General features: G+C 34.8%; 36 protein-coding genes. 1 reads left to right on the forward strand and 35 read right to left on the reverse strand.

Going from position 1 to position 21,660, the window contains the following annotated elements; genetic code table 11:
* Positions 1–411 precede the first annotated feature (411 nt).
* The 35 genes from truA to rpsJ all read right to left on the reverse strand — a co-directional run bounded on the left by truA (position 412) and on the right by rpsJ (position 20,125).
* Positions 412–1,152 carry a tRNA pseudouridine(38-40) synthase TruA gene (gene truA / locus ABMA45_RS03790; protein WP_022088552.1) on the reverse strand — a complete coding sequence of 247 codons (741 nt, stop codon included), beginning with the start codon at positions 1,150–1,152 and terminating at the stop codon, positions 412–414.
* Positions 1,153–1,285: 133 nt separating this feature from the next.
* Positions 1,286–2,122, reverse strand: a complete 837-nt coding sequence (locus ABMA45_RS03795; protein WP_022088553.1) for an energy-coupling factor transporter transmembrane component T family protein — start codon at positions 2,120–2,122, stop codon at positions 1,286–1,288.
* Positions 2,123–2,202: 80 nt separating this feature from the next.
* Complete coding sequence (locus ABMA45_RS03800) at positions 2,203–3,060, reverse strand: energy-coupling factor transporter ATPase (protein WP_022088554.1); 858 nt, start codon at positions 3,058–3,060, stop codon at positions 2,203–2,205.
* 9 nt (positions 3,061–3,069) lie between these two features.
* On the reverse strand, positions 3,070–3,921 hold the full coding sequence (locus tag ABMA45_RS03805; protein ID WP_022088555.1) for an energy-coupling factor transporter ATPase: 852 nt from the start codon (positions 3,919–3,921) through the stop codon (positions 3,070–3,072).
* 287 nt (positions 3,922–4,208) lie between these two features.
* Positions 4,209–4,736 (reverse strand): bL17 family ribosomal protein, encoded by a 528-nt coding sequence (locus ABMA45_RS03810; protein WP_022088556.1) that lies wholly within the window; start codon positions 4,734–4,736, stop codon positions 4,209–4,211.
* A 34-nt stretch (positions 4,737–4,770) separates the two neighbouring features.
* Positions 4,771–5,730: a DNA-directed RNA polymerase subunit alpha gene (locus tag ABMA45_RS03815; RefSeq protein WP_022088557.1), complete on the reverse strand. Its 960-nt coding sequence runs from the start codon at positions 5,728–5,730 to the stop codon at positions 4,771–4,773.
* A 35-nt stretch (positions 5,731–5,765) separates the two neighbouring features.
* Complete coding sequence (rpsD, locus tag ABMA45_RS03820) at positions 5,766–6,359, reverse strand: 30S ribosomal protein S4 (RefSeq protein WP_022088558.1); 594 nt, start codon at positions 6,357–6,359, stop codon at positions 5,766–5,768.
* Positions 6,360–6,376: 17 nt separating this feature from the next.
* The gene (gene rpsK, locus ABMA45_RS03825) at positions 6,377–6,772 is read right to left on the reverse strand and encodes a 30S ribosomal protein S11 (RefSeq protein WP_022088559.1); all 396 of its coding nucleotides are present in this window, start codon (positions 6,770–6,772) and stop codon (positions 6,377–6,379) included.
* 25 nt (positions 6,773–6,797) lie between these two features.
* Positions 6,798–7,166 (reverse strand): 30S ribosomal protein S13, encoded by a 369-nt coding sequence (gene rpsM, locus ABMA45_RS03830; RefSeq protein ID WP_022088560.1) that lies wholly within the window; start codon positions 7,164–7,166, stop codon positions 6,798–6,800.
* A gap of 329 nt (positions 7,167–7,495) precedes the next feature.
* Positions 7,496–7,609, reverse strand: a complete 114-nt coding sequence (gene rpmJ, locus ABMA45_RS03835; RefSeq protein ID WP_022088561.1) for a 50S ribosomal protein L36 — start codon at positions 7,607–7,609, stop codon at positions 7,496–7,498.
* Between the two features lie 95 nt (positions 7,610–7,704).
* Positions 7,705–7,923 (reverse strand): translation initiation factor IF-1, encoded by a 219-nt coding sequence (infA, locus tag ABMA45_RS03840; protein WP_022088562.1) that lies wholly within the window; start codon positions 7,921–7,923, stop codon positions 7,705–7,707.
* 23 nt (positions 7,924–7,946) lie between these two features.
* Positions 7,947–8,699, reverse strand: coding sequence for a type I methionyl aminopeptidase (map, locus tag ABMA45_RS03845; RefSeq protein ID WP_022088563.1), 753 nt, complete (start codon positions 8,697–8,699; stop codon positions 7,947–7,949).
* A 2-nt stretch (positions 8,700–8,701) separates the two neighbouring features.
* Positions 8,702–9,346, reverse strand: coding sequence for an adenylate kinase (locus ABMA45_RS03850; RefSeq protein ID WP_022088564.1), 645 nt, complete (start codon positions 9,344–9,346; stop codon positions 8,702–8,704).
* A 79-nt stretch (positions 9,347–9,425) separates the two neighbouring features.
* A complete protein-coding gene (gene secY, locus ABMA45_RS03855) occupies positions 9,426–10,763 on the reverse strand; it encodes a preprotein translocase subunit SecY (protein WP_022088565.1) in 1,338 nt (445 codons plus the stop codon).
* Positions 10,763–11,203 (reverse strand): 50S ribosomal protein L15, encoded by a 441-nt coding sequence (rplO, locus tag ABMA45_RS03860; RefSeq protein ID WP_022088566.1) that lies wholly within the window; start codon positions 11,201–11,203, stop codon positions 10,763–10,765. The genes secY and rplO overlap by 1 nt, the downstream gene beginning before the upstream one ends.
* Before the next feature lie 22 nt (positions 11,204–11,225).
* A complete protein-coding gene (gene rpmD / locus ABMA45_RS03865; RefSeq protein WP_022088567.1) occupies positions 11,226–11,408 on the reverse strand; it encodes a 50S ribosomal protein L30 in 183 nt (60 codons plus the stop codon).
* A 16-nt stretch (positions 11,409–11,424) separates the two neighbouring features.
* Entirely contained in the window at positions 11,425–11,934 is a 510-nt protein-coding gene (gene rpsE, locus ABMA45_RS03870) for a 30S ribosomal protein S5 (RefSeq protein ID WP_022088568.1), read from the reverse strand.
* Positions 11,935–11,952: 18 nt separating this feature from the next.
* Positions 11,953–12,315 carry a 50S ribosomal protein L18 gene (gene rplR, locus ABMA45_RS03875; protein ID WP_022088569.1) on the reverse strand — a complete coding sequence of 121 codons (363 nt, stop codon included), beginning with the start codon at positions 12,313–12,315 and terminating at the stop codon, positions 11,953–11,955.
* A 17-nt stretch (positions 12,316–12,332) separates the two neighbouring features.
* Positions 12,333–12,875 (reverse strand): 50S ribosomal protein L6, encoded by a 543-nt coding sequence (gene rplF / locus ABMA45_RS03880; protein ID WP_022088570.1) that lies wholly within the window; start codon positions 12,873–12,875, stop codon positions 12,333–12,335.
* A gap of 90 nt (positions 12,876–12,965) precedes the next feature.
* A complete protein-coding gene (rpsH, locus tag ABMA45_RS03885; protein ID WP_022088571.1) occupies positions 12,966–13,367 on the reverse strand; it encodes a 30S ribosomal protein S8 in 402 nt (133 codons plus the stop codon).
* 27 nt (positions 13,368–13,394) lie between these two features.
* Positions 13,395–13,580, reverse strand: a complete 186-nt coding sequence (locus ABMA45_RS03890) for a type Z 30S ribosomal protein S14 (RefSeq protein WP_022088572.1) — start codon at positions 13,578–13,580, stop codon at positions 13,395–13,397.
* A 17-nt stretch (positions 13,581–13,597) separates the two neighbouring features.
* Complete coding sequence (rplE, locus tag ABMA45_RS03895; RefSeq protein WP_022088573.1) at positions 13,598–14,137, reverse strand: 50S ribosomal protein L5; 540 nt, start codon at positions 14,135–14,137, stop codon at positions 13,598–13,600.
* A gap of 22 nt (positions 14,138–14,159) precedes the next feature.
* On the reverse strand, positions 14,160–14,471 hold the full coding sequence (rplX, locus tag ABMA45_RS03900; RefSeq protein WP_022088574.1) for a 50S ribosomal protein L24: 312 nt from the start codon (positions 14,469–14,471) through the stop codon (positions 14,160–14,162).
* Positions 14,472–14,484: 13 nt separating this feature from the next.
* Positions 14,485–14,853 carry a 50S ribosomal protein L14 gene (gene rplN / locus ABMA45_RS03905; protein ID WP_022088575.1) on the reverse strand — a complete coding sequence of 123 codons (369 nt, stop codon included), beginning with the start codon at positions 14,851–14,853 and terminating at the stop codon, positions 14,485–14,487.
* Positions 14,854–14,884: 31 nt separating this feature from the next.
* Positions 14,885–15,139, reverse strand: a complete 255-nt coding sequence (rpsQ, locus tag ABMA45_RS03910) for a 30S ribosomal protein S17 (RefSeq protein WP_022088576.1) — start codon at positions 15,137–15,139, stop codon at positions 14,885–14,887.
* A 54-nt stretch (positions 15,140–15,193) separates the two neighbouring features.
* Positions 15,194–15,403 carry a 50S ribosomal protein L29 gene (gene rpmC / locus ABMA45_RS03915; RefSeq protein WP_022088577.1) on the reverse strand — a complete coding sequence of 70 codons (210 nt, stop codon included), beginning with the start codon at positions 15,401–15,403 and terminating at the stop codon, positions 15,194–15,196.
* On the reverse strand, positions 15,393–15,830 hold the full coding sequence (rplP, locus tag ABMA45_RS03920) for a 50S ribosomal protein L16 (protein WP_022088578.1): 438 nt from the start codon (positions 15,828–15,830) through the stop codon (positions 15,393–15,395). The genes rpmC and rplP overlap by 11 nt, the downstream gene beginning before the upstream one ends.
* A complete protein-coding gene (rpsC, locus tag ABMA45_RS03925; RefSeq protein WP_022088579.1) occupies positions 15,830–16,477 on the reverse strand; it encodes a 30S ribosomal protein S3 in 648 nt (215 codons plus the stop codon). Before rpsC ends, rplP begins: the two co-directional genes overlap by 1 nt.
* Positions 16,478–16,487: 10 nt before the next feature.
* Positions 16,488–16,874, reverse strand: coding sequence for a 50S ribosomal protein L22 (gene rplV, locus ABMA45_RS03930; RefSeq protein WP_022088580.1), 387 nt, complete (start codon positions 16,872–16,874; stop codon positions 16,488–16,490).
* A 31-nt stretch (positions 16,875–16,905) separates the two neighbouring features.
* Positions 16,906–17,181 carry a 30S ribosomal protein S19 gene (gene rpsS / locus ABMA45_RS03935; protein WP_022088581.1) on the reverse strand — a complete coding sequence of 92 codons (276 nt, stop codon included), beginning with the start codon at positions 17,179–17,181 and terminating at the stop codon, positions 16,906–16,908.
* Positions 17,182–17,195: 14 nt separating this feature from the next.
* The gene (gene rplB, locus ABMA45_RS03940) at positions 17,196–18,038 is read right to left on the reverse strand and encodes a 50S ribosomal protein L2 (protein WP_022088582.1); all 843 of its coding nucleotides are present in this window, start codon (positions 18,036–18,038) and stop codon (positions 17,196–17,198) included.
* Between the two features lie 60 nt (positions 18,039–18,098).
* Positions 18,099–18,398 carry a 50S ribosomal protein L23 gene (gene rplW / locus ABMA45_RS03945; RefSeq protein WP_022088583.1) on the reverse strand — a complete coding sequence of 100 codons (300 nt, stop codon included), beginning with the start codon at positions 18,396–18,398 and terminating at the stop codon, positions 18,099–18,101.
* Complete coding sequence (gene rplD, locus ABMA45_RS03950; RefSeq protein ID WP_022088584.1) at positions 18,398–19,018, reverse strand: 50S ribosomal protein L4; 621 nt, start codon at positions 19,016–19,018, stop codon at positions 18,398–18,400. The genes rplW and rplD overlap by 1 nt, the downstream gene beginning before the upstream one ends.
* A 23-nt stretch (positions 19,019–19,041) precedes the next feature.
* Complete coding sequence (gene rplC / locus ABMA45_RS03955; RefSeq protein ID WP_022088585.1) at positions 19,042–19,677, reverse strand: 50S ribosomal protein L3; 636 nt, start codon at positions 19,675–19,677, stop codon at positions 19,042–19,044.
* A 133-nt stretch (positions 19,678–19,810) separates the two neighbouring features.
* On the reverse strand, positions 19,811–20,125 hold the full coding sequence (gene rpsJ / locus ABMA45_RS03960; protein ID WP_022088586.1) for a 30S ribosomal protein S10: 315 nt from the start codon (positions 20,123–20,125) through the stop codon (positions 19,811–19,813).
* Between the two features lie 504 nt (positions 20,126–20,629).
* On the opposite strand from rpsJ, the gene ABMA45_RS03965 reads away from it, so the two are divergent.
* Entirely contained in the window at positions 20,630–21,490 is an 861-nt protein-coding gene (locus ABMA45_RS03965; protein ID WP_022088587.1) for a class I SAM-dependent methyltransferase, read from the forward strand.
* Positions 21,491–21,660: the final 170 nt, after the last annotated feature.

Consider the following 21,660-nt stretch of genomic DNA (forward strand, 5'->3'; position numbering starts at 1 on the left):
TTATCAATGTTCTTGTTTTGCTTGTTGCCGTTTCAGCAGCAACTCGTTTATATTATCACGATTGTTTTGCTTTGTCAACAACTTTTTTATGTTTTTTAATTTTTTCTTCGTTATTCAAAACTTAGAATCAATTAAATTTTTCTGTCTGAACTGCTGTCTCAACAGTCAGCTTGAATAGAATACAACTTTTATATACAATTGTCAACACTTTTTTTCAATTTTATTTATTTTTCTTCATTCTTCATTTGTATGTTATCTTGCAAATTTAAATTCTACCCTCTTTATTTGTCTAACTTTAATATTTTGTGCAATTAATAAAGAAAATTCCACTATATAGAATAATCTTCTATATGGTGGAATCATCATATTTTCTATTTCTTCTTAGACTTTAGTTTATAGTTATTTTTTCATTCAATCCTCATAGTCTATCTTAACCAGCATTAAGCCACATGCCGGTGCTTTAGGTCCCGCTGCATTTCTATCTTTTGCCTCTATTATTTCTTTTACATATTCTGGTGGATAAACTCCCAATCCTACTTTTATTAAAGTACCTACAATTATCCTCACCATATTATATAAGAACCCATTACCAGATATTATTATTGATATGACATCGTCATTTTTATCTACCTCTAATCTATATACGGTTCTAACTGTACTTTCAACCTGACTTCCCGATGAGCAAAAACTTGCGAAGTCATGTTCCCCTACTATATATTTTGCTGCTTCTTTCATTTTTTCAACATTTAAGGGCATATATACAAAGTGGGTATATAGTCTCTGCGTTGGCATATCAAATTTTCTATTTAAAATCTTATATTCATATGTTTTTGTACTATTACAAAATCTCGGATGCCATTCCAGCGGAACTTCCTCTGATTTTTGTATTCTAATATCATTAGGCAGTCTTTGATTTAATGCAAATGAAAATTTCTCACCCGGAATTTTTGATTCCGTATCAAAAACAGCTACATTTCCCATAGCATGGACCCCCGAATCAGTTCTACTCGCTCCAATAACAGCTGTTTCTACTCCTGTCAATTCACTTATAGCTTTATTAAGCACTTCCTCTACAGTTATTCCATTTATTTGTATTTGCCATCCACAATAATTTGTGCCATCATACGCTATAATTAATTTTACTCTCTTCATTTATTTATAATTCTCCTAATAAACGATTAATTGTATATATTACAAGATTATATTTGCAAATTATTAATAACTTATTTTATTTTTCTATTGTTTATTAATACAATTTTATTTTTACTAATATATTTATCATATTTTAGCTTGCTTTTATGCTCAGAAATTTAAACATCACTAAATTATTCGTAACAAATCCTGCTCCTAATATCACACACAAAAAGCCAACTAATACTAAATATGATATTTTATCCTTTTTCTTATAAACAAGTGGTTTTAATTTTGTTCTATTGCCACCATGATAACATCTCGCTTCCATAGCCATTGCTAAATCCAGCGCTCTTCTTATAGAAGAAACAAATAGTGGTACTAACAATGGTATTAAACTTTTAACACGCTGCATAAGTCCGCCTGTTTCAAAGTCTGCTCCTCTTGCCATTTGAGCTTTTTTTATTTTCTCTGTTTCCTCAACTAAAGTCGGAATGAACCTTAAGGCTAAAGACATCATCATTGCCATTTCATGTACCGGAAAGTGTATTTTATTTAAAAATGCAAATGATTTTTCCAATCCGTCTGATAAATCGTTAGGTGTAGTGGTTAATGTCAAAACAGATGTACTCAACACTAAAAATGTTAATCTAAATGTTAAAAATCCACCTGTTATTAATCCTTCTTTAGTTATTTTAATTATCCAAAATGTTATAATTGGTGTTCCTGGGGTAAATAAAATATTTAACACTATCGTAAATACAAGTAAAAATAATATTCCTTTTATCCCTTTTATTATTTTTGCAAATGGTACTTTAGATATTTTTATTATAATTGCCAAAAACATTACAATTGCAAGTAATCCTATAATGTTATTTGTTGAAAAAATAGCTATTATAAATATTAAAGTGCCAAATAGTTTTACCCTAGGATCTAATTTATGAATTATTGAATTTTCAGGATAATATTGTCCTAATGTTATTTCTGCCATTTATCTATCTAATTCAAAGTCTTTTTAGTATCTATTAAATTACGACTTTGCATACCTTTCTATATATTATTACTATTGTTCTAAATGTCTTTTCTATTTAGACATTGCATAATATTTTCACGTGCTTCTTCAATTGTTATAACATTCTCATCTACATCTAATCCTTTTTCTTTTAACTTATGCATAATATACGTAATCTGGGGTGCTTTAAGTCCCATCTTTTCTAATTCTTTATAATGCTTAAATACATCCTTTGGCATTCCATCATATTTTATCTTACCATTATTTATTACGATAAGGCGCTGTGCATAATTTGCTACATCTTCCATGCTATGAGACACCAAAACAACTCCTATGCCTGTATTATCATGTAATTCTTTAATTCTATTTAAAATTTTATCCCTTCCTTTTGGATCTAATCCCGCAGTTGGTTCATCTAAGACTATTATTTCTGGATTCATAGCCAGAACTCCTGCTATTGCTACTCTTCTTTTTTGTCCGCCTGACAGTTCGAAAGGAGATTTGTTATAGCATTTTTCGTTTATTCCAACCTGTTCAAGCACTAATTTAGCCTTTTTTTCTGCTTCTTCCCTGCTCATTCCCATATTCATTGGACCGAAACAGACATCTTTAAGCACTGTTTCTTCAAATAACTGATGCTCCGGATATTGAAAAACAAGCCCGACTTTGCATCTAAGTTTTCGCAAATCATAATTATTTTCATATATATTTTCATTATTATAAAATACATTTCCGCTCTTTGGTCTTTCCAATCCGTTAAAATGCTGTATTAATGTTGATTTTCCAGAGCCTGTGTGTCCTATAATTGCAACAAATTCACCTTTATTTATTTCCAAATTAACGTTATTTAACGCTTTTATTTCACTTGTAGTATCACTGCCATATGTGTAGCATACATTTTCAAGTCGTATTCCCATTTTGGCCTCCTAGTTATTATTGTATACCCTAACTATCTCATCTACTAACTCATCTATCTCTAATGTCCCATTTTTTATGTTTAAGCCTTCCTTTTGTAATTCAAAGCCTAATTCTGTAACCTGCGGAACTTCAAGTCCTAATTCCTTCATTTTTTCAACTTCAGCAAAAACTTCTCTTGGTGTTCCCTGTAATTCTATTTTTCCCTTATTCATTACAAATATTTTATCTGCATGTATAGTTTCACTCATATGATGTGTAATTAAGATAATTGTTATATTTTTAGCCTTGTTCAGTTCTTCTAATGTTGAAATAACTTCTTCCCTTCCAATTGGATCAAGCATTGCTGTAGGTTCGTCTAATATAATGCATTTAGGTTCCATTGCTATTATTCCTGCTATTGCTACTCTTTGCTTCTGTCCGCCTGATAATTTCATTGGAGAATGAAGTCTATACGCAGTCATATCAACTGCTTTTAGCGCATAATTTACCTGTTCCCATATTTTTTCGGTTGGAACACCCAGATTTTCTGGTCCAAATGCTACATCTTCTTCAACAACAGCCGATACAATCTGATTATCAGGATTCTGAAATACCATTCCTGCCTGTTGTCTTATATCCCAAATTTTCTTTTCATCTTTAGTATTCATCCCGGATATTAAAACTGTTCCTTCAGTCGGAGCAAGCAACGCATTAATATGTTTTGCCAAAGACGATTTACCTGAACCATTATGACCTAATATTGCAATAAACTGTCCTTCTTCTACATCAAGATCTACGCCATCAATGGCTGTTATTATTTCTGCATTTTCATCATTGTCTTTAAATTTATGAACCAAATGTTTTATATTAATTATTCCCATGTCATATCCTCAAATTGTTTTGAATTTCAAGTTTTATTCACGCTTTATTTTTGCACATAATTGAAATTATAGCAATAATTTTTTCTATATAGTTTTATATTTCACCTTATAATAGTCAAAATTTTGTTATTGGTTTTATTTGGCGTAGCAAAATATAATTACTTATTTATCTTTTCTTACAATTTGGATTAACCCCATGCTTGACAAAAAGCTGATATAACAAAACGGACAAACATTGCCTTATCAACAACATTTGTCCGTTTTATATATAAGTTAAACTTTATTTATTATACTAATTCAAGTAATACTTCCATTGCAGCATCACCTTTTCTCTGACCGATTTTTACAATTCTTGTATATCCGCCATTACGATCTGCATACTTTGGAGCAATTTCATCAAATAACTTGTTAGTTAAGTCAACTTTCTTTCTGTCTTTCTTCTTACCTGTAGCATTTTCTGTTACATCGTAAAGAACTTTGTTCATCTGACGTCTAGCATGAAGACGTGAAGGCTGATCTTTCTTGATTGTCTTCTGTTCTTCATCATATACTGTTACTTTCTTGCCGTCTACGACTTCTTTAACATTCTTGCCATCTTTATCTTTACGAGCTACTTTAGCTACAACTGTTACTTCGTCAAAGTTATCTTTTTCTTTAACTGCTAATGCAATAAGACCTTCAGCAACTTTACGAATTTCTTTAGCTCTTGCTTCAGTAGTAACAATCTTGCCGTTATTTAAAAGACTTGTAACCTGACCTCTAATTAAAGCTTTTCTTTGACTTGAAGTTCTTCCAAGTTTTCTATAACCTGCCATTTTCTTACCTCCATAATATTTAAACTAATAAATATTAGTTTTCATCGCTTGGTCTCAATTCAAGGCCGAGTTCTTTCAACTTCGCAAGCACTTCATCTAATGATTTACGGCCTAAGTTTCTAACCTTCATCATATCTTCAGGAGTCTTGTTTGTTAATTCCTCAACTGTATTGATACCTGCTCTCTTCAAACAATTGTATGAACGAACTGATAATTCCAACTCATCAATGTTCATTTCTAACACTTTATCGATTTCATCATCTACAGCATCTACGATTACTTCTGCATTTCTTGCATTTTCTGACAAATCAATAAACAGTTTTAAGTGTTCGCTGAGAACCTTAGCTGCTAAACTAACAGCTTCGTCTGTTTCCAAAGTGCCGTTTGTATAAACATCCAATGTAAGTTTATCAAAATCAGTTACCTGGCCTACACGAGTATTCTGTACTGACATATTTACTCTTTCAACTGGTGTGTAGATTGAATCTACAGCAATTACGCCGATTGGTAAACTATCATTCTTATTCTTGTCAGCACTAATGTATCCTCTGCCTTTTGTGATAATTAATTCCATACTAAGCTTGCTGTCTGCGCCACCGTTAAGTGTTGCAATAACCAACTCTGGGTTTAAAATCTCAATATCAGAATCTACTTGAATATCAGCTGCTGTTACAACACAATCTCCACTTGCTTCAATATGTGCAACCTTTGGTTCATTAGTAGCACTATTGTTTTTAATAGCAAGCTGTTTGATATTTAAAATTATTTCAGTAACATCTTCTTTTACACCTGGTATTGAACTGAATTCATGAAGAACTCCGTCAATTTTAATCTGGCTTACAGCTGCACCTGGTAATGTAGAAAGCATAATTCTTCTTAATGCATTGCCAAGTGTTGTTCCGTAACCTCTTTCAAGAGGTTCTACAACAAACTTACCATATCTACCATCTTCTGATTTCTCTGTTATTATATTTGGTCTTTCAAAATCGAACACTAATTAGCCCCTCCTTTATTGGGAATTGCTTAAGCTTATTTAGAATATAATTCGACAATAAGCATTTCATCTACGGGAACATCAATCTCTTCTCTCTTTGGAAGTTCTTTAATTTCACCCTTAAGATTTTCCTGGTCTGCTTCAAGCCATGATGGAACTGTTCTTCCGCCAGTCACTTCTACGATATCTTTGTATCTCTGTGATGACTTGCAACCTTCTTTAATTTCGATAACATCGCCTGCTTTGATTAAGTAAGAAGGAATGTTAACCTGCTTTCCGTTTACTAATACGTGCTTGTGATCAACAATCTGTCTTGCTTCTTTTCTTGTTCTAGCATATCCCATACGGAATACAACATTATCAAGTCTACGTTCTAATAAAATCATAAGGTTTTCACCTGTCTGACCTGGCATCTTTGAAGCCTTCTTGAAGTAATTTCTGAAAGGTTTTTCTAAAACACCATAAATGAATTTAGCTTTCTGTTTTTCTCTTAACTGAAGTCCATATTCACTCATTTTTCTACTAGATCTGTTTAAGTTTCTATTTGATTTCTTGTCTATTCCTAAATAAATCGGATCTAAACCGAGAGATCTACATCTTTTAAGAACAGGAACTCTATTTACTGCCATTTCTATTCCCTCCTAAATTAGACTCTTCTACGCTTTGGTGGGCGACATCCATTATGTGGAACAGGAGTAACATCCTTGATACTTGTAACTTCAAGTCCACAAGTTGCTAAAGCACGAATTGCTGCTTCTCTACCTGAACCTGGACCTTTAACCATAACATCTACTGTCTTTAAGCCATGTACTAAAGCTGCTTTTGTTGCAGTTTCAGCTGCCATCTGAGCTGCATAAGGAGTAGATTTCTTTGAACCTCTAAATCCTAGACCACCAGCACTTGCCCATGATAAAGCATTTCCTTCAGCATCTGTTAATGTAACAATTGTATTGTTAAATGATGCCTGGATATGTGCCTGTCCGTGTTCAACGTTTTTCTTAATACGCTTTTTTGTCACTTTCTTTGTAACTTTTTTAGCCATTTTAAACTAACCTCCCTTATGGGTACTATTTCTTCTTATTTGCTACAGTTCTCTTTGGACCTTTTCTTGTTCTTGCATTAGTCTTTGTCTTCTGACCGCGAACAGGAAGTCCTCTTCTATGACGAATTCCTCTGTAACATCCAATTTCTTGTAATCTCTTAATGTTTAAAGCGATTTCTCTTCTTAAATCACCTTCAACAGTCTGGCTTGCATCGATAACTTCGCTAATCTTCTTAACTTCATCGTCTGTTAAATCTTTACAACGTGTGTTAGGATCTACATTAGCTTCAGCTAAAATTCTCTGTGAGCTTGGAAGTCCAATTCCATAAATATAAGTCAAGCCAATTTCAACTCTCTTTTCTCTTGGTAAATCAACACCTGAAATACGAGCCATGTGTATAACCTCCATTAGTTAAATTGATAAGTTCCACAAATTACGCAGCCCGTGCTTTGCACGTCTGAAATGTTGTGCGCACCCATGTAACCTAACGTTAAATTGTTTCTTGATGCTTAATCAGCAATTTTTAAGCATCCACATTCTGTTTCTCAGCTATTCGCTGATTAATATAGTAAGAAAACGTACTTGAAAATTCTCTTACTACTAATATCTAATAGTAGCATATTGCTACTGCAGCCGCAAATTAATTCGTTGTGATATTACACAACTTCTTAAAGTGCACAAACAAGTGAATACAACCAAATATTCACTCAATATGTCAGAAATTAACCCTGACGCTGTTTATGCTTAGGATTTTCGCAGATAACTCTAACGCTTCCCTTTCTTTTAATGACTTTGCATTTTTCGCAAATTGGTTTAACTGATGATCTTACCTTCATTGAAAAATCCTCCTTTCAAAAAAAGTCCGTTATATATATTAACACACTTGTCAAAATATAGCAACAAAAACTTTTAAATTTATTTATCAACCATATTATTTATCTCTCCAGATAATTCTTCCTTTAGATAAATCATATGGTGACATCTCAATTGTTACTTTGTCTCCTGGTAAAATTTTAATGTAGTTCATGCGAAGTTTTCCACTTATATGAGCTAATACTACATGTCCATTTTCCAATTCAACACGAAACATTGTGTTTGGTAATTTTTCAATTACCTTTCCTTCTATTTCAATTACATCTGCTTTAGACATTTATATATCCTCCTTTTTTTCGGTTAAATCAAAGTAAGTATTTCCGGTTCTCCTTTTGTAATAAGAACTGTATTTTCATAATGAGCTGCTAAACTTCCATCATCTGTTACTACTGTCCAATCATCATCCATAAATGCTACATCTGCTCTTCCCATATTTATCATAGGTTCTATGCACAATGTCATTCCAGCCTGTAACTTCATTCCTCTTCTTCTTTGTCTGAAGTTTGGAATTTGTGGGTCTTCATGCATTTCTCTACCAATACCATGTCCTACTAAGTCTCTTACTACACCATATCCGAATTTATCAGCATAATCATTTATAGCTGCTGATATCTGATATAAATGGCAACCTTCTTTAGCATATTTAATTCCTTCAAAAAAACATTGTTTTGTCACTTCGATTAACTGTTTTGCATCATCACTTATTTCTCCAATTGCCAATGTTCTGGCGCAATCAGACTGATATCCTTTATAGCTTAAACAAAAATCTAAGCTGACAATATCACCATTTTCTACAAAACGGTCTTTTCTTGGAATTCCATGTACTACTTCATCATTAACAGAAATACACAATGAAGCAGGATATCCTTCATAGCCTAAGCATGTAGGAATACAACCATAACTTCTAATTATTTCTTCACCAATTTTATCAATTTGATAAGTACTCATTCCAGGCTTTACTTCTTTTTCTAACTCTGCGTGAGCCATTGCAATATACTTGCCTGCCTGTCTCATGAGTTCAATTTCTCTCTCTGATTTAATTGTTACCGCCATTGTTATGCTCCTAAAATATCATTTATCGCAGCAAACACATCATTCATGTCAATTGTACCATCAACACTTCTTAATACGCCTTGTTCATTATAATAATCAATTAAAGGCTGTGTTTGTTTATGATAAACATCTAATCTTTTCAAAACTGTTTCCGGTTTATCATCATCTCTTATTATTAAATCGTTTCCACATCTGTCACACTTGCCTTCAACCTTAGTTGGGTTGTATACAACGTGGTATGTTGCTCCACAAGATACGCAAGCTCTTCTTCCACCCATTCTTCTTACGATATTTTCATCCGGCACATCAACATCAATTGCATAATCAACTTTCTCGCCAATTGCTTTTAACGCTTCATCTAAAGCCTGTGCCTGTGGAATAGTTCTTGGAAAACCATCTAATACATAACCGTTTTTACAGTCATCTTTTTTAAATCTATCCATAACTAAGTCTAATGTTAATTCATCCGGTACTAACTGTCCCTGATCAATATATTCCTTAGCTTTTTTCCCTAATTCAGTTCCATTTTTAATATTTGCTCTAAAAATATCCCCTGTAGAAATATGTGGTATATTATATTTCTCAGCGATCATCTTTGCCTGTGTTCCTTTTCCTGCACCAGGCGCGCCTAACATAATTATTTTCATAGTTTACAATCCTCACAACTTCTTAATTTTTCTATTCTAGCAATCAAGGGGACTAGTCTGGTGACTGCCCCCTATGCTACTAAAAGATTCCTTTTACATTCTGATACTTACGTTCTGTCATCATTGATTTAACTGTTGTTATTGTTTCAAGAATAACACCTACAATGATGATTATTGATGTACCACCAAAAGAAACATTTGCTCCAGCAACTCCTGAAGCTACAATTGGAATACAAGCTGCAATAATAAGTCCGATTGCTCCAATTAAAATAATGTAGTTTAATATATTTGTCAAATATTCTACTGTTGGCTTACCACTTCTGATACCTGTAATAAATCCACCTCTGTCGTTAAGGTTCTTAGCAACCTCTCTAGGGTTAAATGTTATTGAAGTATAGAAATATGCAAAGAATATAATCATTACTATGTAAGCAACAAATCCGATTGAATATTTCATATGTGCAGGATTACACCAATGTGACTGACTTAAATAGTTTGTCCATTCAGGTGTTTTTCCAAAAAATTGTGCAATTACAACTGGGAATTGCAAAATTGATGATGCAAAGATAATTGGGATAACACCTGCAGTATTAACTTTCAAAGGAATTGTTGACTGTTGTCCACCAACCTGACGTCTTCCCTGTACTTTCTGAGACATCTGAACGCCGATGTGACGAACACCATCCTGAAGCCATACTACATAAGCAATAATTCCAACTACTACAGCAATTATAATAATAATCGCTAAAATCTTTCCACCAATTGAACTTGCTCCTGTTACATAATTTGTAAATAATCCGGCAATATCACTTGGCATTCTTGATACAATGTTAATTACTAACACGATAGAAATACCATTACCAACACCACTTTCTGTAATTTGTTCACCAATCCACATAAGTGCTGCTGAACCGGCTGTCATAGCAACAACGCCCATAACGATTACACCAACATGACGGAATGTACTCATATTTGAGATTGTGATTGTATCTGTATTAAACAATCCCTGATTTGCAAATCCAATTGTCATGGCTGTACTTTCGATAAGTGCTAATGCTACTGTTACATATCTTGTAATTTCTGCAAGTTTCTTTCTTCCTTCTTCACCATCTTTCTGCATTTCCTCTAACTTAGGAATTGCAATTGTTAATAACTGGATGATGATGGAAGCTGTAATGTAAGGTGTAATACTCAATGCGAAAATAGACATATTTTCCATTGAACCACCTGTAATAGCAGCGAAGAAGCTGAAAGCCCCTTCGCTAAACTGTGATGTTATTGATTTAACTGTATCACCATTTACAAATGGAAGTGGTATCTGACTACCTAATCTTACTACTACTAACATCATAAATGTGTACAATAATCTTTTTCTTATTTCTTTAACTTTTAAAGCATTACGAAGTGTTTCTAACATTAGATCACCTCACATGTTCCGCCAAGGCTTTCAATCTTAGCTTTTGCTCCTTCACTAAAAGCATTAACTTTTACTGTAAGCTTCTTTGTTAATTCGCCATTACCAAGAATCTTAACGCCATCACGTGGATTCTTAATAACTCCGCTTTCTAAAAGAGTTTCTACAGTAACTGTAGTGTCATTATCAAATCTTTCTAATGCACTTACATTAATACCTACTATTTTCTTTGAATTAATACATGTAAAACCTCTCTTAGGAATTCTTCTATATAATGGCATCTGACCACCTTCGAAACCAGGTCTTGGGCTTCCTGAACGAGCTTTCTGTCCTTTGTGACCCTTACCTGCTGTCTTGCCATTTCCTGAACCATGTCCACGGCCTCTTCTGAAATTATCACTATGCTTTGAACCATCTGCTGGCTTTAAATTTGATAAATCCATTGTCGCACCTCCTATCTATTGATTATATTTCTTCAACTTTTACTAAATGTCTAACTTTCTGAATCATACCTCTGACTGCAGCGTTGTCAGGCATTTCAACTGTCTTGTTAATCTTTGTAAGACCTAAAGCTTCAACAGTTTTTCTATTCTTTGGAACTGCTCCAATTGTTGATTTTACCAAAGTAATTTTTAATTTATCTGCCATTTCTAATTACCTCCTACTAGCCTAAAATCTCTTCAACAGATTTACCGCGAAGTGCAGCTACTTCTTCTGGAGTCTTTAATGAAGCTAAACCTTCAATTGTAGCAAGAACTACGTTCTGCTTATTGTTAGATCCTAAAGATTTTGTACGGATGTTTGTAATACCTGCAAGTTCAACTACACTACGAGCAGGACCACCAGCGATTACACCAGTACCTTCTGGAGCCTTCTTAAGTAATACAGAAGCACTTCCGAATTTACCGATTGTATCAAATGTTACACTCTTATTTTCATCCATTGGTACGCTTACGAGACTCTTCATAGCATCCTCTTTACCTTTACGAATAGCTTCAGGAATTTCAGCTGCTTTTCCAACGCCTGCACCAACGTGTCCATTTTTGTCTCCAACTACTACTAAAGCTGAGAATCTGGCATTACGTCCACCTTTAACAACCTTAGTAACACGTTTGATAGACACTACTTTTTCTTCTAATTCTAACTGACTTGCATCAATTATTTCACGTCTCATGTGTGTTATCCTCCTCAACTAAAATTCTAATCCAGCTTCTCTAGCTGCATCAGCTAATGCTTTAACTTTACCCTGATATATAAAGCCGCCTCTATCGTAAACAACTTCTTTAATACCTTTTTCAATTGCTCTTTCAGCAATAAGCTTACCTACATATGCTGCAGCATCAACGTTATTAGTTTTTTCTAACTCTTTCTTAGCTTCAAGTGTTGAAGCAGCTACAAGAGTCTTTCCAACTGTATCGTCAATAATTTGAGCATACATATGATTATTACTTCTGAAAACTGCTAAACGTGGACATTCTGTTGTTCCACTTAAATGATTACGCAGTCTGTTATGCTTTTTAACACGAATTTCGCTTCTTGATTTCTTACTAATCATTTCTTACACTCCTTTAATTATTTCTTACCAGTCTTACCAACTTTACGTCTGATAACTTCATCTTCATATTTGATACCTTTTCCTTTGTAAGGTTCAGGTGCTCTCTTTGTTCTGATTTCAGCAGCGTACTGGCCTACTTTTTCTTTATCAATACCTTTAATTATTATCTTATTCTGTCCATCCATTTCAACTGTGATTCCTTCTGGATCTTCCATTTCTACTGGATGTGAATAACCTAATGAAAGAATTAATTTATTTCCCTGTTTCTGTCCTCTGTAACCAACACCGTTGATTTCAAGAACTTTCTGGTATCCTTCTGTAACACCAACAACCATATTGTTGATAAGTGTTCTTGTAAGACCGTGTAATGATTTCATTTTCTTTAAATCATTTGGTCTGCTAACGATGATTTCTTCACCGTCTTTTTTAATTTCCATTTCCGCAGGTAATACTCTTTCAAGAGTTCCCTTAGGTCCTGTAATAGTCACCTTATTATTTTCTGCAATATCAACAGTTACTCCTGCTGGTATAGCGATAGGCATTCTTCCTATACGTGACATGCCGTTACCTCCTTATTAATAATGAAGAGTTGGACTAAGAAAGAAGAGAAACTCTTCAATCTTATCTCATCTCTTAACGTTATTTTCTTCCTACCAAACGAAAGCGAGAACTTCTCCACCAACGTTTTCTTTTCTTGCAACTTTATCTGTAACCACACCTTTGTTTGTAGAAATGATTGCAATTCCAAGTCCTCCAAGAACTCTTGGAAGTTCGTCTTTACTAGCGTAAACACGAAGACCCGGCTTAGAAATCTTCTTGATTCCTGAAATAACTTTATCATTCTTATCTTTACCATATTTTAATGTGATTCTGATTGTTTTAAAATTACCGTCTTCAATGACTTCATACTTCTTGATATATCCTTCATTTAAAAGAATTTCAGCGATAGCTAATTTCATCTTTGATGCAGGAACATCAACTGTATCATGTTTAGCAGTGTTTGCGTTACGGATTCTTGTAAGCATATCTGCGATTGGATCACTCATAGTCATGTTTCTTTCCTCCTATCAATTTATCTCTTACCAGCTTGCTTTTTTAACGCCTGGTATCTGTCCTTTGTATGCTAATTCACGGAAGCAAACTCTGCAAATTCCGTATTTTCTTAAATAAGCATGTGGACGACCACAAATTCTACAACGACTGTATTCTTGTGTAGAGAATTTAGCTTTACGTTGCTGTTTAACTTTCATAGCAGTTCTAGCCATGGATTTACCTCCTAAAACTATTTTGCAAATGGCATATTAAATAATGTCAATAATTCACGAGCTTCTTCATCTGTGTTAGCTGTAGTAACAAAAATTATGTCCATACCTCTAACTTTGTCTACTTTATCGTATTCAATTTCAGGGAAAATTAACTGTTCTTTAATTCCTAAAGCATAATTTCCTCTTCCGTCGAATGCATTTGGGTTAACTCCTCTAAAGTCACGTACACGAGGAAGTGCAAGGTTTACTAATCTATCTAAGAATTCGTACATCTTTTCTCCTCTAAGAGTAACTTTACATCCGATTGGCTGTCCTTCTCTTAATTTGAAGTTAGCTACTGAGTTTTTAGCTCTTGTTACAACAGCCTTCTGTCCTGAAATAATTTCAAGATCTTTAACAGCTGTATCTAAAATCTTAGCGTTCTCTTTAGCTTCGCCAACGCCCATGTTAATTACAATTTTATCAAGCTTAGGTACCTGCATTACGTTCTTATAACCGAACTTCTTTGTCATGGCATCCATAATCTCATTCTTATAAGTCTCCTTAAGTCTACTCAACTTTCCGGACCTCCTCTCTCAATTAATCAATAACTTCGCCTGTTGATTTTGCAACACGAACTTTCTTTCCGTCTTCAAATTTGTATCCAACTCTTGTTGGCTGTCCCTTATGAACATACATTACATTTGAAGCATCAATTGGTCCTTCCTGTGTTACAATGCCACCATTCTGGTTCTGAGCACTTGGTTTTGTGTGCTTTGTACGCATGTTGACACCTTCAACAGTAACCTTATTGTTCTTTTTGTCTACAGAAGAAACTTTTCCTTCTTTAAACTTATCTTTACCAGCGATTACTCTAACAGTGTCGCCTTTTTTAATCTTCATAGCTGACATCTAAGCACACCTCCTATAATACTTCTGGTGCCAAAGAAACAATTTTCATGAACTGTTTCTCTCTTAATTCTCTGGCTACCGGCCCAAAAATACGAGTTCCTCTTGGGGTCTTATCATCTTTTATAATTACAGCTGCATTTTCGTCAAATCTGATGTATGAACCATCTTTACGACGAGCGCCTTTAACAGTACGAACTACTACGGCCTTTACTACATCACCTTTTTTAACAACACCGCCTGGTGTTGCATCTTTTACAGTAGCAACGATTACGTCACCGATACTTGCGTATCTTCTTGTAGATCCGCCCATAACTCTGATGCAAAGTAATTCTTTAGCTCCTGTGTTATCAGCAACTTTAAGTCTACTTTCCTGTTGAATCATGCTGTATTCCTCCTTCTATAATCCAGGCAAATTATCTTGCCTTTTCAATAATTTCTACAAGTCTCCATCTCTTATCTTTTGATAATGGTCTTGTTTCCATAACTCTTACTGTATCACCAATTCCGCACTGGTTTTCTTCGTCATGAGCTTTTAACTTATAAGTTCTTTTAACGATCTTGTTGTATAATGGATGCTTTACATGATCTTCTACAGCAACTGTGATTGTCTTATCCATCTTATCACTTACAACTTTACCTGTACGTGTTTTTCTTAAATTTCTTTCCACAACAATTTCTCCTTTCTTAACTTTCCACCTGTAGTGGATTGGATTAACCTAAAACTATTCAGCAGCGTTTGTCTTTTCAAATATTACTGTCTGAATTCTAGCAATATTTTTTCTAACTTCTTTGATTCTGCTTGTGTTGTCTAACTGGTTTGTTGCGTTCTGGAATCTTAAATTAAATAATTCCTTTTTAGCAGCTACTAATTCATCATTTAATTCTGCAGCTGATTTTGTCTTTAAATCTTCTACATATGTCTTAATTTTCACTGTTATCACCGCCTTCTAAATCTTCACGTGAAACAATCTTACATTTTACTGGAAGCTTGTGTGTAGCAAGACGTAATGCTTCTCTAGCTATTTCTTCAGGAACACCAGAGATTTCGAACATTACACGTCCTGGTTTAACAACTGCTACCCAATATTCAAGTGTTCCTTTACCGGAACCCATACGTGTTTCAGCTGGTTTTGTAGTTACTGGTTTATCTGGGAAAATTTTAATCCAAACTTTACCACCACGCTTGATGTAACGAGTCATAGCAATACGAGCTGCTTCAATCTGATTTGACTTAATCCAAGCTGGTTCTGTTGCAACAATACCAAATTCACCGTAAGTGATCTTATTTCCTCTTGTTGCTTTACCTCTCATAGAACCACGAAACTGTTTTCTATGTTTAACTCTCTTAGGCATTAACATTATTTATCGCTCCCTTCTTTAGTTGGAAGTATTTCGCCGTTGTAAATCCAAACCTTAACACCTACTTTTCCGTAAGTTGTATCAGCTTCAGCGAAACCATATTCGATATCGGCACGTAATGTCTGAAGTGGAATTGTTCCTTCACTATAGAATTCTGTACGAGCCATATCAGCACCACCAAGACGTCCTGAACATGCAGCCTTAATTCCTAAAGCTCCACTCTTCATTGTTCTTGACATTGTAGACTTCATTGCTCTTCTGAAAGATACACGGTTTTCTAACTGTGTAGCAATGTTTTCAGCTACTAACTGAGCGTCCTTGTCAGGTCTCTTGATATCTTTAACGTCCATAAATAACTTCTTGCTTGTCATTTTCTGAACTTCAGCTTTAACTTTTTCAATTTCAGCGCCACCCTTACCGATTACGATACCAGGCTTAGCTGTATAAATGTTTACTCTCACTCTGTCAGATGATCTTTCGATTTCAATCTTAGAAACACCTGCGCTGTATAATTTCTTTTTAAGATATTCTCTGATTTTGTAATCTTCAACAAGATTGTCTGCAAAATCAGCTTCAGCGTACCACTTTGAGTCCCAGTCCTTAATAACTCCGACTCTTAAGCCATGTGGATTAACTTTCTGTCCCATACTTTGCCTCCTATCTTTCATCGAGCACGATTGTAATGTGGCTATTTCTCTTTAAGATTCTATAAGCTCTACCCTGTGCTCTAGGTTTAATTCTCTTCATTGTTGGAGCGCTACCTGCGTAACACTCAGCAATATAAAGTTTGCTAACATCCATATTGTTGTTGTTTTCAGCATTTGCAATTGCTGACTGTAATAATTTTAATATAACGCTTGATGCGTATCTTGGGTTGTATGTTAAAATACCGATTGCTGACTCTACGTCTTTTCCTCTGATCGCATCTAATACGAAACATGCCTTCTGTACTGACACTCTAGCGTAAGACAACTTAGCTGATGGTCTAGTATCTTTATTAGCATTTCTTTCTCTCTTTATCTGGGATCTATGTCCTTTAGCCATAGATGAGACCTCCTTTCAAAATCTACAGGTATTATCTACCCTTCTTTTCGTCTTTACCGTGTCCTCTATAAGTTCTAGTAGCAACAAATTCACCAAGTTTATGTCCAACCATATCTTCAGTTACATATACTGGCACATGCTTTCTACCGTCATGAACAGCGATTGTATGTCCAACCATCTGTGGAAAAATTGTTGAACGGCGTGACCAAGTTTTAATAACAGACTTGTCACCTGAAGCGTTCATAGCTTCGACTTTCTTTAATAAGCTCTCATCCGCGAATGGGCCTTTTTTTAATGATCTAGCCATTAGTTCCTACCTCCTTATTTCATGTTCTTTCCGTCACGTCTTCTAATGATTAACTTGTTAGACTTCTTATTTTTCTTACGAGTCTTCAAACCAAGTGCTGGTTTACCCCAAGGTGTACATGGGCCAGAACGTCCGATTGGTGCACGTCCTTCACCACCACCGTGTGGATGGTCATTAGGGTTCATAACAGAACCACGAACTGTAGGTCTAATACCCATATTACGTTTACGTCCGGCTTTACCGATATTTACAAGACCATGTTCAATGTTACCTACTGTACCAACTGTTGCACGGCAAATAACTGGAACCATTCTCATTTCTCCTGAAGGAAGTCTAAGTGTTGCATACTTTCCTTCTTTAGCCATTAACTGTGCTGCATTTCCAGCTGCACGAACTAACTGTCCGCCCTTACCTGGATATAATTCAATGTTATGAACTTCTGTACCTACAGGGATAGCTGAAAGTGGTAAACAGTTACCAACTTTAACTTCTGCATTTTCACCGTTCATAACTGTAGCTCCAACCTTAAGTCCGTTAGGAGCAAGGATGTAAGCCTTTTCACCATCTGCATAACTGATTAATGCGATGTTTGCAGTTCTATTTGGATCATATTCGATGCTAATAACTGTAGCAGGAATATCAACTTTATTTCTCTTGAAGTCGATGATTCTGTATTTTCTTCTTGAACCACCACCATGATGTCTTACTGTAATTTTACCCTGATTGTTACGACCAGCATTTTTCTTGAGAGATACTACTAAAGATTTTTCAGGAGTTGCTTTAGTAATTTCTGCATTATCAAGAGTAGTCATAGCTCTTCTTGAAGGGGTATATGGGTTAAATGTCTTAATTCCCATTTTTATTCTCCTTTCGAATTCAATTTGTCATCACGCTTTTCTTGCGTTTACTTATTATCTTTATAAACCAGCGAAGATTTCAATATCTGCACTGTCTTCTGTCAACTGAACGATAGCTTTCTTCTTCTTAGCTGTCTTTCCAATTGTCATTCCTCTTCTACGATTCTTTCCTTCTAAGTTCATTGTGTTAACTTTAGCAACCTTTGTTCCTTCGAACATTTTTTCAACTGCTTCTTTAACCTGAGTCTTAGTTGCATCTGTGTGTACGTAGAATGTATATTTCTTATCTGCCATAGCGTTCATGCTCTTCTCAGTAATTACTGGAGAGAGGATTACGTCATAATATTTGATATCTGCCATTATGCATACACCTCCTCGATTGTTGCTACAGCTGCCTTATCGATAACTACAACATCATATTTAAGAATGTCATAAACATTAATTGTGTTAGTTAAAGCAGTTTTTACTGTAGGGATGTTCTTAGCTGACATTACAGCATTTACATCATTGTCTTTTAATACAACCAATGCTTTACTTACATTTAAGTTGTTCATCATCTTTACAAAATCTTTTGTCTTAGGTGCTTCAAACTTAATGTCGTCAACTACGATAAACTTATTTTCATTAACTCTGTCTGTCAATACTGACTTAAGAGCTGCTCTTTTTTCTTTCTTATTCATCTTGAATGAATAATCTCTTGGAACTGGTGCGAATACAACTCCGCCGCCTGTCCACTGTGGAGCTCTTGTAGAACCTTGTCTTGCATGACCAGTTCCCTTCTGTCTCCAAGGCTTTCTTCCGCCACCGCTAACTTCTGAACGAGTTTTAGCTTTCTGTGTTCCTTGACGGTTATTAGCAAGCTGACTCAATACTGCCTGATGCACTAAGTTTTCTTTAACTTCTACACCAAATACGGCATCGTTTAATTCGATTTCATCAACCTGTTTACCTTCCATATTTAAAACAGATACTTTTGCCATCTGCGTGTTCCTCCTTCCAAAATCTACTTACCAGACTTACATGTTTCTTTAATAGTTACTAAAGCTTTCTTAGGTCCTGGTACAGCGCCCTTTACTAGGATTAAGTTGTTTTCTGCATCAACTCTAACAATTTCAAGGTTCTGTGTTGTTACCTTCTTAGCACCCATATGACCTGGCATTTTCTTTCCTTTAAACACCTTGCTTGGGCTTGAACATGCACCGTTTGATCCGGCATGTCTATGATACTTAGAACCGTGAGCCATAGGTCCTCTTGACTGACCATGTCTCTTAATTGCACCCTGGAATCCTTTTCCCTTTGCAATTGCTGATGCGTCAACTTTGTCTCCAGCAGTAAAGATGTCTGCCTTGATTTCGTCTTTCACTGAATACTCTTCAGCATTTTCAAACTTAAATTCTCTTACAAATCTCTTGTAAGGAACTCCAGCTTTGTCAAACATACCTTTCATTGGCTTGTTGACTAACTTTTCTCTCTTTTCACCGAATCCAACCTGTACAGCACTGTATCCATCATTTTCTACTGTCTTAACCTGTGTTACTACACATGGTCCAGCCTGAAGAACGGTTACTGGTACTAAACTTCCATCTTCGTTGAAAATCTGAGTCATTCCAACCTTTGTAGCTAAAATAGCTTTCTTCATATTAATTACCTCCTGTTAATCTACAGCGGATCGCGCCACCGCGATCATCCTAGAACAGTTCAATCTATTTAAACCTTCAAGGATAATTCACTATTTCGTTTTTTACCTATTAAAATAAGTAAATTGCGATGAATTATTTATTCTTCATCTTAATGTCGATATATACACCTGCTGGCATTTCTAATCTTGCCAAAGCATCTACTGCTTTCTGTGTTGGTGTAACAATATCAATGAGTCTCTTATGAGTTCTCTGTTCAAACTGTTCTCTTGAGTCTTTGTACTTATGTACAGCTCTAAGAATTGTGATTACTTCCTTCTTTGTTGGAAGTGGTACAGGGCCACTAACTTCTGCTCCTGAACTCTTTGCAGTTTCAACAATTTTTGCAGCTGACTGATCGATTAATTTGTGATCATAAGCCTTTAATGTGATTCTCATTACTTGTGCCATAAAAAAAGCCGCCTCCTTTTCGTACTATTAGCACGACAAGCGGTGACTGTACAACCTTTCCGTGTGTTTTGTGATTATTCACAACTTACCCACGTGTTTCCACTTCTATGGTGGACTCGTTTTTAGTACAGTGACTTGTCGCCAGTTTCCTAACTTGACATTCGCTCCGCGGAAAACCTACATTACTGTAGCAACCTCTCGTTTCAACGCTATCAATGTCACAGCATGAATTAGTATACAACATGAAAATATAAATTGCAACCATTTTTTCAAAAAATTTTATTTTACTTAATTTGGCTATTTATCAATACTTTTTCTACACTATCATTTCAAAATTCATTTTTAAATTTAAATCTCATAATTTACTCTTTAATTTCTTTCTTCTATATATAATAGGTAGTTTTCTGCTTTTATTGACTTTTATTTTCTCAAATTGTAATATATAACCATTGGTCATTATAATACAATGATTAAAATTTTTAAAGATAGGATTTTATATTAATTATGTGGATTGCTAACAATTGGAAAGATTATGAAGTAATTGATACTTCAGACGGCGAAAAACTAGAGCGTTGGGGTGATTACATATTAGTTAGACCTGATCCTCAGGTCATTTGGCATACTCCAAAGAAAGATAAACGTTGGAATAAATTAAATGGGCATTATTATAGAAGTAAAAAAGGCGGTGGTCAATGGGATTTCTTTGATTTACCGGAACAATGGTCTATTAATTATAAAGAATTAACATTCAACCTTAAACCATTTAGTTTCAAACATACAGGTTTATTTCCTGAACAGGCAACAAATTGGGATTGGTGTTCTGAAAAAATTAAAAATGCCGGTCGACCAATTAAAGTATTAAATTTATTTGCTTATACCGGTGGTGCAACTTTAGCTGCTGCTAATGCGGGTGCTTCTGTCACTCACGTTGATGCTTCTAAAGGCATGGTAACATGGGCAAAGGAAAATGCTGTTTCTTCCGGATTAAAAGACGCACCTATTCGTTGGTTAGTTGATGATTGCACTAAATTTGTAAAAAGAGAAATACGTCGTGGCAACAAATACGATGCAATCATAATGGATCCACCTTCTTACGGCCGTGGTCCTGGTGGTGAAATTTGGAAAATAGAAGATTCCATTTATGATTTTGTAAAATTATGTACGGAAGTCTTGTCTGACGATCCATTATTTTACTTAATTAATTCATATACTACAGGTCTTGCACCTTCAGTTTTAACTTATATGTTATCAACTGAAGTTAAATCAAAATTCGGCGGAACTGTTATTTCAGATGAAATTGGAGTTCCTGTAAGCGGCAATGGTCTGGTTCTTCCTTGTGGAGCCTCTGGTCGTTGGTGTAAATAATTTTATCAAAGAAGTTGAAGTTAGGATTACAACAATCTTTACTTCAACTTTTTTCTAATTTTCTATTCTTTATTATTTTCCTACTATAATATATTTATGTTTAATATCTCTTATAACCAATAAAGAATTACCCATCTAGTTGCTATTTATTTTCTCTATTTTCATATTTT

The organism is Eubacterium sp. CAG:156 (genome assembly GCF_000434315.1).
GTDB lineage: Bacteria > Bacillota > Clostridia > Lachnospirales > Lachnospiraceae > Eubacterium_U > Eubacterium_U album.